The sequence below is a fragment of the Streptomyces sp. NPDC053076 genome (assembly GCF_044546845.1).
Taxonomy (GTDB): domain Bacteria; phylum Actinomycetota; class Actinomycetes; order Streptomycetales; family Streptomycetaceae; genus Streptomyces.
Genome location: NZ_JBITZL010000002.1, coordinates 191123 through 202609 on the forward strand (window position 1 = coordinate 191123; position 11487 = coordinate 202609).

The 11487-nt window shown below is 70.3% G+C and carries 12 protein-coding genes and 1 tRNA gene; 6 read left to right on the top strand and 7 right to left on the bottom strand.

Annotated features, from left to right (window positions below; all coding sequences use genetic code 11):
* Nucleotides 1–8 precede the first annotated feature (8 nt).
* Nucleotides 9–962, bottom strand: coding sequence for a D-2-hydroxyacid dehydrogenase (locus tag ACIGYR_RS08190; protein WP_399596313.1), 954 nt, complete (start codon nucleotides 960–962; stop codon nucleotides 9–11).
* 127 nt (nucleotides 963–1089) lie between these two features.
* Here ACIGYR_RS08190 and ACIGYR_RS08195 point away from each other — a divergent pair, with 127 nt between their 5' ends.
* The 5 genes from ACIGYR_RS08195 to ACIGYR_RS08215 all read left to right on the top strand — a co-directional run bounded on the left by ACIGYR_RS08195 (nucleotide 1090) and on the right by ACIGYR_RS08215 (nucleotide 3995).
* On the top strand, nucleotides 1090–1875 hold the full coding sequence (locus ACIGYR_RS08195) for an aspartate/glutamate racemase family protein (protein WP_391845590.1): 786 nt from the start codon (nucleotides 1090–1092) through the stop codon (nucleotides 1873–1875).
* Nucleotides 1872–2603 (top strand): decarboxylase, encoded by a 732-nt coding sequence (locus ACIGYR_RS08200; protein ID WP_399596312.1) that lies wholly within the window; start codon nucleotides 1872–1874, stop codon nucleotides 2601–2603. The genes ACIGYR_RS08195 and ACIGYR_RS08200 overlap by 4 nt, the downstream gene beginning before the upstream one ends.
* Nucleotides 2604–2881: 278 nt before the next feature.
* On the top strand, nucleotides 2882–3250 hold the full coding sequence (locus tag ACIGYR_RS08205; protein ID WP_391845196.1) for a hypothetical protein: 369 nt from the start codon (nucleotides 2882–2884) through the stop codon (nucleotides 3248–3250).
* 111 nt (nucleotides 3251–3361) lie between these two features.
* The gene (locus ACIGYR_RS08210; protein WP_399596309.1) at nucleotides 3362–3931 is read left to right on the top strand and encodes a bifunctional DNA primase/polymerase; all 570 of its coding nucleotides are present in this window, start codon (nucleotides 3362–3364) and stop codon (nucleotides 3929–3931) included.
* A tRNA-Lys gene (locus tag ACIGYR_RS08215) sits at nucleotides 3922–3995 on the top strand. Before ACIGYR_RS08210 ends, ACIGYR_RS08215 begins: the two co-directional genes overlap by 10 nt.
* Before the next feature lie 261 nt (nucleotides 3996–4256).
* Here ACIGYR_RS08215 and ACIGYR_RS08220 read toward each other — a convergent pair.
* The gene (locus ACIGYR_RS08220) at nucleotides 4257–5471 is read right to left on the bottom strand and encodes a M6 family metalloprotease domain-containing protein (protein ID WP_399596545.1); all 1215 of its coding nucleotides are present in this window, start codon (nucleotides 5469–5471) and stop codon (nucleotides 4257–4259) included.
* A 366-nt stretch (nucleotides 5472–5837) separates the two neighbouring features.
* Here ACIGYR_RS08220 and ACIGYR_RS08225 point away from each other — a divergent pair, with 366 nt between their 5' ends.
* A complete protein-coding gene (locus ACIGYR_RS08225; RefSeq protein WP_399596307.1) occupies nucleotides 5838–7643 on the top strand; it encodes a putative bifunctional diguanylate cyclase/phosphodiesterase in 1806 nt (601 codons plus the stop codon).
* A 158-nt stretch (nucleotides 7644–7801) separates the two neighbouring features.
* Here ACIGYR_RS08225 and ACIGYR_RS08230 read toward each other — a convergent pair whose 3' ends face one another.
* The 5 genes from ACIGYR_RS08230 to ACIGYR_RS08250 all read right to left on the bottom strand — a co-directional run bounded on the left by ACIGYR_RS08230 (nucleotide 7802) and on the right by ACIGYR_RS08250 (nucleotide 11470).
* Complete coding sequence (locus tag ACIGYR_RS08230) at nucleotides 7802–8923, bottom strand: LLM class flavin-dependent oxidoreductase (protein WP_399596306.1); 1122 nt, start codon at nucleotides 8921–8923, stop codon at nucleotides 7802–7804.
* A gap of 250 nt (nucleotides 8924–9173) precedes the next feature.
* Nucleotides 9174–9371 carry a DUF397 domain-containing protein gene (locus tag ACIGYR_RS08235; protein ID WP_399596304.1) on the bottom strand — a complete coding sequence of 66 codons (198 nt, stop codon included), beginning with the start codon at nucleotides 9369–9371 and terminating at the stop codon, nucleotides 9174–9176.
* Between the two features lie 557 nt (nucleotides 9372–9928).
* A complete protein-coding gene (locus ACIGYR_RS08240; RefSeq protein WP_399596302.1) occupies nucleotides 9929–10759 on the bottom strand; it encodes a helix-turn-helix domain-containing protein in 831 nt (276 codons plus the stop codon).
* Nucleotides 10756–11277, bottom strand: a complete 522-nt coding sequence (locus ACIGYR_RS08245) for a DUF6879 family protein (protein ID WP_399596301.1) — start codon at nucleotides 11275–11277, stop codon at nucleotides 10756–10758. Before ACIGYR_RS08245 ends, ACIGYR_RS08240 begins: the two co-directional genes overlap by 4 nt.
* Nucleotides 11261–11470 (bottom strand): hypothetical protein, encoded by a 210-nt coding sequence (locus ACIGYR_RS08250; RefSeq protein WP_399596300.1) that lies wholly within the window; start codon nucleotides 11468–11470, stop codon nucleotides 11261–11263. The genes ACIGYR_RS08245 and ACIGYR_RS08250 overlap by 17 nt, the downstream gene beginning before the upstream one ends.
* Nucleotides 11471–11487: the final 17 nt, after the last annotated feature.

Below are 11487 nucleotides of genomic sequence, written 5' to 3' on the forward strand. Positions count from 1 at the left end.
CAAGGGGTTCAATGACCGGGCACGTAACCACGCGTCTTGTCGACCACGTTCGGCAGAGATCTGCCCACCGCCCACCGCTCGTACAACTCCACGAACTGCGCGCCCAGTTCGTCCCGCCAGCCGATCGTGTCGCCGCTCATGTGCGGGGACACGATCAGCCCGGGCAGCTCCCACAACGGGCTGTCCGGTGGCAGCGGTTCGGCGGTGAACACGTCCAGGGCCGCGCCCGCGATCCAGCGCCGGGTCAGCGCCCCGGCCAGGGCCTCCTCGTCGACCAGAGCGCCGCGGCCGACGTTCACGAAGAACGCCGAGGGCTGCATCACCCCGAACCGGTGGGTGTCGAACATGCGGTTCGTCTGCTCGGTCAGCGGAGCCGCCGCGATCACCCAGTCCGCGCGGGAGATCAGCCGGTCCAGGTCGGCCGGGCCGTGCACGCCGGTCCGCGACACCCGCCCGACCAGCGCCGTCGTCACGCCCAGCGCCTTCAGCGCCCGGACGATCGCCCGTCCGATCGGACCCGAGCCGACCACACACGCGCGGGTGCCCGCCACCCGCCGGGTCTCCCGGTGCCGCCAGACGCGCTCCCGCTGGTACTCCAGGGTGCGCGGGAGGTCCTTGGCGACCGCCAGCACGAGGGCCGCGACGTACTCGGCGATCGGCTGCTCGAAGATCCCGCGTGCGTTGGTGACCACCGTGTCCGAGGCGGCCAGCTCCGGGCACATCAGATGGTCCACGCCCGCGCTCGCCGTGTGCACCCAGCGCGGCCGGGGCCCGTCGCCGGGCCACGCCTCCCGCACCGCGTGCGAGGTGAAGTCCCACACCAGCAGCACGTCCGCGCCGGGCAGCCGCTCGGCCAGGTGCGCCGCGTCCGTGCGCACGATCCGGGCGCGGCCGGTGAGGCTGCCGAGCCGGGGCGGCGGATCGGCGTCGAGGACCAGAAGAGTGGGGGGTGTCGGCGTCATGCGGGGCGGCTCCCGGCGTCTGACATGCGCGGATTGACCACGCTCGCACCCGAACCTACCTTCGTCAACACGGGCGTACCCACGATCCGTTGCCCACTCGTCTCCCAGCGTGAGGCCGGTGTCAGCCATGGACGTCTCCTTTCTCGGCGGTCCCCGCCCCCAGCGCGGTGTCGGCGTGGTGGCGCCCTTCGACTTCGCTCTCGACCGCGAGCTGTGGCGCTGGGTGCCCGACGAGGTCTCGCTGCATCTGACCCGCACCCCGTTCGTGCCGGTGGAGGTGAGCCTGGACCTGGCCCGGCTGGTCAGCGAGCACGAGACCCTCGCCGAGGCGGTCCGGGCGCTGACCGCCGTCTCCCCCGAGGTCGTCGCCTACGCCTGCACCTCCGGCAGCTTCGTCGGCTTGATCCCCGGCGAGCGCGCGATGTGCGCGGCGATGACCAGGGCCGGCGCCCTGCCCGCGCTGACCACCTCCGGGGCGCTGCTGGAGGCGCTGGCGGAGCTGGGCGCCCGGCGGGTCGCCCTGGTCACGCCGTACACCGTGTCCGTGACCCGGGCGCTGGAGGAGTACGTGGCCGCGGCCGGCGTACGGGTCACCGGCTGCGCGTACATGGGGCTGACCCGGCACATCTGGCGGGTGCCGTACCGGGACGTCGTCGCCATGGCCCGCCGGGCGGCCCGCCCGGGCACCGCCGACGCCCTCTTCCTCTCCTGCACCAACCTCCCGACCTACGACGTCATCCCCCAACTGGAGGCCGAACTGCGCATGCCGGTGATCTCGGCCAACCAGGTCACGATGTGGGCGGCGCTGCGCCGACTGGGTACCCGAGCCGTGGGGCCCTATCAGGCGCTGCTGGACGACGCCGCCCGCGTGTGGCCCGTACTGCCCGAAGAACAGCAGGAAGGCTGGACATGACCGCACTCGGATTCCTCTACCCGGGCCACTCCGCCGAGGACGACTATCCGCGCATGGAGCAACTCCTGGGCAGCGACATCCGACTGGATCTGATCCACACCGACATCGGCGAGGACGCGCACCGGGTGGACGCGCTGCTGGAGATGGGTTCCGCCGAGCGGCTCGCCGACGGTGTGGAGGGGCTGCGGCTGGCCGGGGCCGAGACGCTGGTGTGGGCGTGCACCAGCGGCGGCTTCGTCCGCGGCTGGGAGGGCGCCAAGGACCAGGTACGGGCCCTGGCCCGGCTGGCCGGGATGCCCGCCTCGTCGACGTCCTTCGCCTTCGTGCACGCGGCCCGGGAGATCGGGGTACGGCGGGTCGCCGTCGGCGCGACCTACCCGGAGGACGTCGCCGTGCTGTTCGCCGACTTCCTGCGGGCCGGCGGCCTGGAGGTGACCGGCACGCGCTCCTCGGGGATCGTCACCGCGGCCGAGGTCGGCACCTGGGGGGAGGAGGACGTGCTGACGCTGGCGCGGGCCGCGGACGACTCCGACGCGGAGGCCGTACTGCTGCCGGACACGGCGCTGCACACCGCCGCGCACCTCGGGCTGCTGGAGAAGGCGCTGTCCAAGCCGGTGCTCACGGCCAACCAGGTGACGGTGTGGGAGGGGCTGAGGCTCGCCGACCGGCGGGTGAACGCGCCCACGCTGGGGACCTTGTTCACCCGGGAGCCGATGGTGCAGGCATAGGCCCGCCCCCGGCCCCGGGCTCGCTCCGCCCCGGCCCCCGGCCCGCTCCGCCCCGGCCCCGGGCTCGCTCCACCCCCGGCCCTGGGCCCGCTCCACCCCCGGCCTCGGGCCCGCTCCCCTCGGCGGCGGGGCCGCCCCCTGGCCCCGCCCCCTGGGTCCCGCCCGCCGGGCCCCGGCCCCGCTCGCCTCGTCGTACGTCCTCTTGCGCGGGCGCGGGACAATGGACGGTGGCCCACCCGAAGGCGGTGCCGGCGAACCGTACGAGGAGGAGTAAAGACATGGCGGAGCCCACGCCGCGTCGTAACGAACCGCGGCTACGCCCCGCGCCCCTGCTCTTCGAGCCCGCGGAGGCGGCTTCCGATCCCGAGCACTTCTTCGACCTGGAGTCGATCGAGGACCCGCGGGAGCTGCTGGCCCGGGCGACGGAGCTGACCCAGGCGTTCCGCGCGGCGGCCGACCGCGCCGTGGAGTTCCAGGCCATGGCGGCGGCCCAGCTCGCCGACCCGCGCCGGTTCGACCGGCTGACCCCGGCGGACATCGCCGACCGGGCGGAGTGGACCGAGGACTACGCGAAGAAGATGGTCGAGTTCGGGCGGGATCTGATCCGCGGAGAAGGCGACGGGCGGACGCCCGCCGATCCGCTGTAGCAACCCGGGGGCATATGCCAGGCGGGCAAGATACTCCTCCCCGGCCGTCCCTGTCCCGTCTTTCCGCAACTCAGGAGAACGGTCCGCTCACCGGCTGTACATGTAGATGTCATGAGCAGCGCCCCGAACGTCACGTGTGTCAGCTCCGACGGCGTCGCCTGGCTCGCCTCGGCAGGAACATATTCCCGGAGCACGCTCGCCCTGTGGCGGGAACGCCCGGACGCCCCGGTCGTCCTGCCCTGCGGCATGGTCTTCGACGTCGTGAGCGTCCCGGCGATCTTCGGGCGCCGGATGCTGGACCGGCTGTGGGACGAGGGAGCGGGATCGGGGCCGGTCGCGGTGTTCCGGGGCCGGATGCTGCTCTTCGCGGCCCCCGGCACGGCCCAGCGACTGCCCTCGCTGCTGGCCTGGGAGGAGTGGGGGTCCCAGCGGGCACAGGAGGTGCCGCCGCTGCTGTGCCACGGCACGGGCGACGCGGTGACCGTCCCGCCCCTGACCGGCGGCGACGCCCCCGGCAGCGCCCGCTGGCTGGTCGCGCCCGACACCCGGCATCCCTGGCTGCCCGGTCCCGAGGTCATGCTCTGGGCGGCCGTGCGGGCCGCCCGGGCCGCCGTACGGATTTCGATTTTTCCTCCCGCCGACCAGGATGCTAAGGTCTACGACGTCAGCAGGCGCCGCTAGCTCAGTTGGTTAGAGCAGCTGACTCTTAATCAGCGGGTCCGGGGTTCGAGTCCCTGGCGGCGCACGTTGGCGATGGCGAGTCATGACCGCGGAGAACGCGGTCCGGCTCGCCATCGTTGTTTTTGCGCGCCTTCGTCGCGCGGTGTGGGGGGATTCGCCATCCACGCCCCCGTCCAGGTCGGACCCGCGAGCGTCGGCCGAGACCGGCTCGCTTCCGTGATCGTCGGCCGGTATCGGCTCGTTCCCGTGGCCGTCCGCCGAGACCGGCTCGCTTCCGTGGCCGTCCGCCGGTGTCGGCTCGCTTCCGTGGCCGTCGGCCGGGAGGTCAGTCGTCGGTGCCCGGGGTGATCTTCACCGTCCATGCTCCCGACGCCGTGCGGTCCTCCGCCTCCACCCGCACGCCCTCCCCGGGCACGGTGAAGCTCTCCCCGAGGGAGACCGGCGCGTCGGCGAGGGGTGGGTAGACCGAGTTCTCCCAGCACGCGTCGGTGCGCGGGTGGGCGTCCACGACCTGGACCGGGCCGTCGCCGGACGCGGAGCCCCCGCGCACCCGGTAGACCAGGATCCCCTGCCGGCAGGACGAGTGGTCGTTGCCGGCCGCGCCGCGCGCCTCGAAGGCCAGGGCGCTGTCCGGGCCCGTGCGCACGACGGCCAGCTTGGTGCCGTGGCCCAGACCGAAGGCGGGGGCGCCGCCCGTACCCCGCACCGGCACGCCCGGCCCGGCCGCGAGGGGCTCCAGGGTGAGGCGGGTCGGCGTGGCCCCCCGCACGCACACCACCTGGCGCGGATCCAGCCAGCCGAGCCGCCACTTGTGCCAGCCGAACAGGTCGGGGGACAGGCCGAACTGGCTTCCCATCAGGTCCCAGTCACCCACATGGGTGTCCCAGTCGCCCTTGCCGTCGACCGGGCGGTGGTAGAGGTCGGGCAGGTCGAAGACATGGCCGGTCTCGTGGGCGAGGACGAGACGGTCCGGCGGATGGTGCTCGAACACCGTGACGACCCGGCGGACGTCGGTGCCGTCCAGGCGCAGGGGCGAGTCGAGATTGACGACCTTGGTGGCGTCCGAGTCGACACCGGGGGCGTCCGGGTCGGCGACGAGATAGACGACCTGGTACCGCGAGAAGTCGACCTCCTTGTCCGCCACGGCGAACGCGTCCCGCAGGTAGGCGGCCCGGTCCTCGGCGCTCCAGTCCCGCCTCATGGCGTACGAGGACGACGGGCGCGGCATGCGCAGCCAGTGCTTCAGCGGGTGCGGTCGCAGGGTGAACCTGCCGTAGGAGGACTGTTCGTAGAAGGCACTGGTGGCCGGGAAGTGGTCGGCCGTCAGTTCGGCCGGGGTGGTGCGCGGGGCCGCGTCCGGGAAGGAGAGGAAGACCAGCGCGGCGTCGAGCGTGCCGGTCGGACGGGTGTACGAGGGGTTCCAGTCGTCGACGCCCTCCGAGTGGTGGGCCTCGGTGCGGTGCAGGGCGCACGGGGCCGTCGAGAAGGGCTCGGCTGCCGACGGGCCGGTGAGGATCGAGGTTGCGGCGAGCGCCGACATCGTGGTGAACACGGCGGCGGTGCTGCGCAGCTTGGGCACGGACGTGACCTCCGGATGCGGTTGGCGGGACCCGCAACCAGATTGCTGGTATTCATTGCTGTATGCCCTGTTTGCCTGCACCGGAAGGGTGAGCGCGCCCCCGTCGGGCGCCGGCGCGCTCCGGCGCCCGACACCCCGAAACACTCACGGAACGTCACAACTGGTCGGGGGTGCGAAGAACCTGTCCAGGTGCGGGCAGAAACGATCTGTCGGAACCTGTGCTCGGTCGGGGACACTGGAGAGTGGCTGGAAGGGCCCGGGGCCAGCCTCTATGATCGGCACACTTTCCGGCACGGACAGAGATCGAGTGCACTGCGGGAGCGAGCGGTGAGCGGAACGTCCGAAGGGCCGACGCCCGCGGCAGACCTCGACCGGTCAGCCGTCACAGACAGTCACTACACCACCTACCACCGTGTCTTCGCGGCCGCCCCGCTCGCCATGGCGGTCGTGTCCCCCGAGGGTTTCGTCGTCATCGCCAACACCGCCCTCGGTGAACTGCTCGGCACCGATCCGGCCACGTTCACCGGGCGGGTCGCCGCCGACCTGGTGGACCTGGCCTCGGACGCCCGCAGCTGGCACGCCTATCGCGAGGTGCTGCGCGGCCGGCAGGCCCGCCTGCGCTGCACCCGCCGACTGAAACACCCCGCGGGGCACGCGGTGTGGGTGCAGGTCACCGTCGCCCCGCTGACCGGCGGCGAGCCCGGCGTCCTGCTGTCGGTCGCCGACATCAGCGCCCGCCGCGAACTCCAGGCACAGCTGCGCCATTTGCAGATGCACGACCCGGTGACCCGGCTGCCCAACCGCACGCTGTTCTTCGAGCGGCTCACGGTCGCGCTGGAGGCGGAGTCGTACGAGCAGGGCGGCACCGGCCGGATCGGCCTGTGCTACCTGGACGTCGACGGCTTCAAGGCCGTCAACGACACCCTGGGCCACCGCATCGGCGACCGGCTCCTCGCGGCCGTGGCCGAACGCCTGACCCGGGTCGCCGACCAGGCCGGGTACGCCCGCGCCGCCACGCCCCTGGTGGCCCGGCTCGGCGGCGACGAGTTCGCCCTGCTGGTGGAGGACTCCACCGGCACCGAACAGCTCGCCGACCTCGCCGAGTCCGCGCTGAAGGCGCTGCAGGAACCCTTCGATCTGGCCGGGCAGCGGCTGTCGCTGACCGCGTCCATCGGCGTGGTCGAGCGGCTCGCGGCCGGTACGACGGCCACCGGGCTGATGCAGGCGGCCGACACGACCCTGTACTGGGCCAAGGCCGACGGCAAGGGCCGCTGGACGCTGTTCGACCCCGAGCGCAACGCGCACCGCATGACCCGTCAGGCCCTGTCCTCCACCCTCCGCCCCGCCATCGAACGCGGGGAGTTCGTCCTCGAGTACCAGCCGTTGGTGGCCATGGAGGACGGCCGGCTCAACGGCGTCGAGGCCCTGATCCGCTGGCACCACCCGCAGTTCGGCACGCTGACGCCGAATCGGTTCATCGGACTGGCCGAGGAGGACGGCTCGATCGTGCAGCTCGGCCGCTGGGCGCTCGCCACCGCCTGCCGCCAGGCCCGTCGCTGGCAGCTGGACCACCCCGGCGAGCCGCCCATCTTCGTCAGCGTGAACGTGGCCGTACGGCAGGTGTGGGACTCGGACCTGGTGGCCGACGTCGCGGAGATCCTCGCCGAGACCGGGCTCGCCCCGCACCTGCTCCAGCTGGAGCTGACCGAGTCGGCGGTGATGGGCTCGGCGGGCCGCCCGCTCCAAGCGCTGCAGGCCCTCAGCGACATGGGGGTGCGCATCGCCATCGACGACTTCGGCACCGGCTACTCGAACCTTGCCTACCTCAGCCGCCTGCCGGTCTCCACGCTGAAGCTGGACGGCTCCTTCGTCCGGGGCTTCCAGTACGAGGAGGCCGCCAAGGGAGGTGTGCCGAATCCCGCCGACGAGGTCATCGTGGAGGCGATGATCCAGCTCGCCCACCGGCTCGGTCTGACGGTGACCGCGGAGTGCGTGGAGACCGCGGCGCAGGCCACCCGGCTGCGCCGGATCGGCTGCGACACCGGGCAGGGCTGGCTGTACTCCCGCCCGGTGCCGCCGGATCGTATCTCCGAGCTGCTGGGGGCGCAGACCTACGCGGTCGGCAACCCGTAGGCGTCCGCATCAGCTCATCGGAAGGCAGCCGCGGAGACTACGCGGTGGGCAATCCGTAGGCGTCCGGATCAGCTCATCGGAACGCAGGCGCGGAGACCTACGCGATGGGCAGCCCGTGGGTGTCCGCGATCAGCTGGCCGGAACGCAGGCGCGGAGACCTACGCGGTCGGCAGCCCGTAGGTGTCCGCGATCAGGTCGTAGGAACGCAGCCGCAGGTCGCCGCGGTGTGCGTGCGAGGTGAGCATCAGCTCGTCGGCGCCGGTGCGCTTGTGCAGGTCGTCCAGGCCGGAGCGGACCTCGTCGGCCGTGCCGTGCACGATGTTGGCCGTCCAGGAGGCGGCGAACTCCTCCTCCATCGGGCTGAACTCGTGCCGTTCGGCCTCCTCCGGGTCGGGGAACAGGCCCGGACGGCCGGTGCGCAGCCGGATCATGTTCAGGGCCATCGCCCGGGTCTGCCGGCGGGCCTCCCGCTCGTCGTCCGTGGCGAGGGCGGAGACACCGATGAGGGCGTACGGCTTGTCGAGGACCGCGGAGGGGCGGAAGGTCTGCCGGTACAGGTCCAGGGCCGGGATGGTGTTCTGCGCGGAGAAGTGGTGCGCGAAGGCGAACGGCAGGCCGAGCACTCCGGCCAGCCGGGCGCTGAAGCCGGAGGAGCCGAGCAGCCAGACCGGCGGGCGGTGCGGGGACTGGACGCCGCCCGGGCTGCTGCCCTGCACCGGGCCCGGAATCGCGTGGATCCGCCGGTACGGATGGCCGTCCGGGAAGTCGTCGTCCAGGAACCGGGTCAGCTCGGCGAGCTGCTGCGGGAAGTCGTCGGCGCCCTCGCTCAGGGTCTCGGTACGGCGCAGCGCCGCAGCCGTGGCCCCGTCCGTGCCCGGCGCCCGCCCGAGGCCCAGATCGACCCGCCCCGGTGCCAGCGCCTCCAGCGTGCCGAACTGCTCGGCGATCACCAGCGGGGCGTGGTTGGGCAGCATCACGCCGCCCGAGCCGAGCCGGATGCGGTCGGTGTGGGCGGCCAGGTGGGCGAGGATCACGGCGGGCGAGGAGGAGGCCACGCCGGGCATGGAGTGATGCTCGGCGACCCAGTACCGGTGGAAGCCGCGGGACTCCGTCAGCCGGGCGAGCGCGACGCTGGTGCGCAGGGCGTCGGTGGCGGTACTGCCCGCGCCGACGGTCACCAGATCCAGCACGGAGAGGGGGACGGGAGCCGTCCCGTGCACCCTGCCCCGGATCTCGTCTGCCTCGTCTGCCGCCACGGTATGGCCTCCTGTTCCGAGCATGCTCTGTCCTCGACGCACTAACAGGAGGGAGTCCCCGGTTATTCCGTGATGTGTTCGCCGCCACCACGGGACCCGGTGCTCGCCCAGATGTGCCAGGGGACGTCAGGCACGCCAGGCCACCCGGTGTTCGTCCAGGGGGACCGCGTGGTTGGCCTCCCAGGCCTCAGAAGAGGAGCGACCGCAGCAGAGGTCAAGGAACTGCCCGGAATCGTCGTGACTGTCGAGCAGTCGGGGCAGACCGGCCGACCGGCTACCGTTTTCGCTCCTCCGTGGTGAACCGCAGCGGCTGCGCCTCCGGCCGCTTGCTGTCACCGAGCGCCCAGAGACCGTCGCCGATCCGGGCCAGGGTCACGCACGCCTCGCCGTCCGGGTGAGTACTGCCGCCGCACGCCTTCAGGAACGAGGCCCCACTGATGTCGAGCGCGTACAGGTCGGTTCCGTTCTGCATCACTGCACCTTCCTGCCAACTGATCGCGGTCGTGGTTGACCGCCGCCGCCCGTTCGGGCGGGAGTTCGAGGGAATACGCAACGCTTCAGCGGTTGGAACGCTTGTTGGGCTCGGCGCACCGCGCGCACTCGCACGGCGGCCACGCCTCAGTCATCAGCGGTGGGAGATCATCCGTACCGAACACGGCCTGTTCGGAACCCCAAGTCCGCCCGGAGTCGCGCGACACCCGAAGCGTCATCAGAGGCCGTTCTGCGAAGAGTTTCGCGTACGCGTTCTGGCTCACGGGCTGTGTGCCTCTGCCTGGTGCTGACGCAGTTCCACGTTCGCATCAGATACGGCGCTGTAGTCGCCTGTGGATCGAGCATTATCCCGGCTCACGCAAAAGCTGAGACATGTGCTGCACCCTGGCACGGCCTTCGGTTCCGCGGGCAGTTCCGTCAATACGTACCCCTGGGGCTTCTGTGTGCCCGTCATCAATCCTCCCCGGCCTTATGACCTATCCATGATCTACCAGGCGGAGGGATTCACCGAACATTATTCCCGTTCTGAACTAAAGATCACCGGTAGGCCTCTGCCCATCGCTGAAGCAGAATCCTTGCTTCTTCATCGAAGCGTGCATGGCGTTCGAAGAGTGCAAACACGGCGAGGTACTCGGAGACGTCACGAGCATCCCGAAAAACCATTCGGCCTGTGAAGTTTTCCACCGTGGCAAGCCGGCCGTCATAGACCGTGAACGTGTTCATAGGCCCGCGCGGTATCTCGGTCCCTGTTGGGATGACGCCGATACGAAGATTCGGCAGGCGAGACAGTGATATGAGACGGTCAATCTGCATGGCCATGGCTGGGGGCGGAACGATAGCCCATCTTGCGGCCTGTTCGGTGAGCAGGAAGGTAAACGACTTCGACATGTCGTACAGAACCGTCTGACGCTCTAGTTTGCGTGCCACTGTCTTGGAGGGATCGCCAGGGGTGTGGCTCAGGCTGGCGCGAATGAATTCGGGGGTGGCCAACAGGCCCGTAATCATGGAGGGGAGGAAGTAGCGCAACTCCGTGGCCTCGGCCTCCAGCGAAGCCAATTCCGTCTGACGCTTCTCCATGCCGCGCCGCCAGGAAGAGCGCTTGTCCTGCCACTCAGTATTCGCTATGCGTGCGAGGGACGTAATCTCCGCTACGATTTCGGGAGGAGCGTCAAGCGCCTGAAGGATACGTTCGACATCAGTGAGCTTCGGCGTTTTCTTGCCTGTCTCGAACTTACTAATCTGACTCTGAGACATGTTGCAACGCCGAGCGAGCCGGTCCCCTGTGAGACCGGCCCGCTTACGCAACTCGCGGAGTTTTTCCGCCAGGTCGGTCCTGGACTGACCTAGCTGTTCAGGCTCGAATGTCACTCAGATTCTTTCACGTACTCGGCGAACGGTACGGAGTGTGTCAGAGCGATCCGCTTCCACTCCAGATAAGGGGCAATGTCGCCCGTAAGCAGCTCACGGTTAATTTGCGTACCGTCCGGCCGATAATTCAAATGGACGATTCTCGACTCATCGAACATCCACCAGTCGGTACCCGATAGGGGGAGCCCGAAGTCATTTTTCGTCACATCCAGGATGCGGATGTCTTCCCCGGCTTCGATGTTTCCGGGAATTCCCCAAGTGAATTGGTACCGCTGGTAGTCCGTAAGTGGCTGCCGAACGATCCGCACTCGCCCGATGCTGCGTCCCGACGTCACGAAGCCCTGTACGCGCTTGTGCCATCGCGCGTTGTGGTCCACAGGCTTCGGCTCCCCGCGAAGGAAGCGGGCGACGTTCTCAGTCTCCTTGGGCATGGTGTAGGTGGGTTGGGCCTCGAAGCGCCATGCCTCACGCTCGTACGCGTCGAACGTCCTCCGCCACTCGTCACCATCCAAGAGCACGTACAGCCTCCCTGAGAACCGCCTCAGGGATCTCCACCAGAGCCTCACCTTCCGGTGGCTGGAAGGCGCTGGACAGGTCCCCCTGGACCACGATGGAGCCACTGGCCGTGCGGTAGACGTTCGGGCAGTCGTCGTCATCACAGTCAGGCCCGTTGAAGTTGCCCGTCAGCCGCGTCAGATCGCTCCGCGACATGGTGCCCCCTCTCGTCC

Coding starts and splice junctions, on each gene's coding strand:
- ACIGYR_RS08205 (WP_391845196.1), top strand. CDS start 2,882: ATGGCGGAGCCCACGCCGCGTCGTAACGAACCGCGGCTACGCCCCGCG.
- ACIGYR_RS08200 (WP_399596312.1), top strand. CDS start 1,872: ATGACCGCACTCGGATTCCTCTACCCGGGCCACTCCGCCGAGGACGAC.
- ACIGYR_RS08195 (WP_391845590.1), top strand. CDS start 1,090: ATGGACGTCTCCTTTCTCGGCGGTCCCCGCCCCCAGCGCGGTGTCGGC.
- ACIGYR_RS08235 (WP_399596304.1), bottom strand. CDS start 9,371: ATGCAGAACGGAACCGACCTGTACGCGCTCGACATCAGTGGGGCCTCG.
- ACIGYR_RS08230 (WP_399596306.1), bottom strand. CDS start 8,923: ATGCTCGGAACAGGAGGCCATACCGTGGCGGCAGACGAGGCAGACGAG.
- ACIGYR_RS08210 (WP_399596309.1), top strand. CDS start 3,362: ATGAGCAGCGCCCCGAACGTCACGTGTGTCAGCTCCGACGGCGTCGCC.
- ACIGYR_RS08220 (WP_399596545.1), bottom strand. CDS start 5,471: ATGTCGGCGCTCGCCGCAACCTCGATCCTCACCGGCCCGTCGGCAGCC.
- ACIGYR_RS08190 (WP_399596313.1), bottom strand. CDS start 962: ATGACGCCGACACCCCCCACTCTTCTGGTCCTCGACGCCGATCCGCCG.
- ACIGYR_RS08250 (WP_399596300.1), bottom strand. CDS start 11,470: ATGTCGCGGAGCGATCTGACGCGGCTGACGGGCAACTTCAACGGGCCT.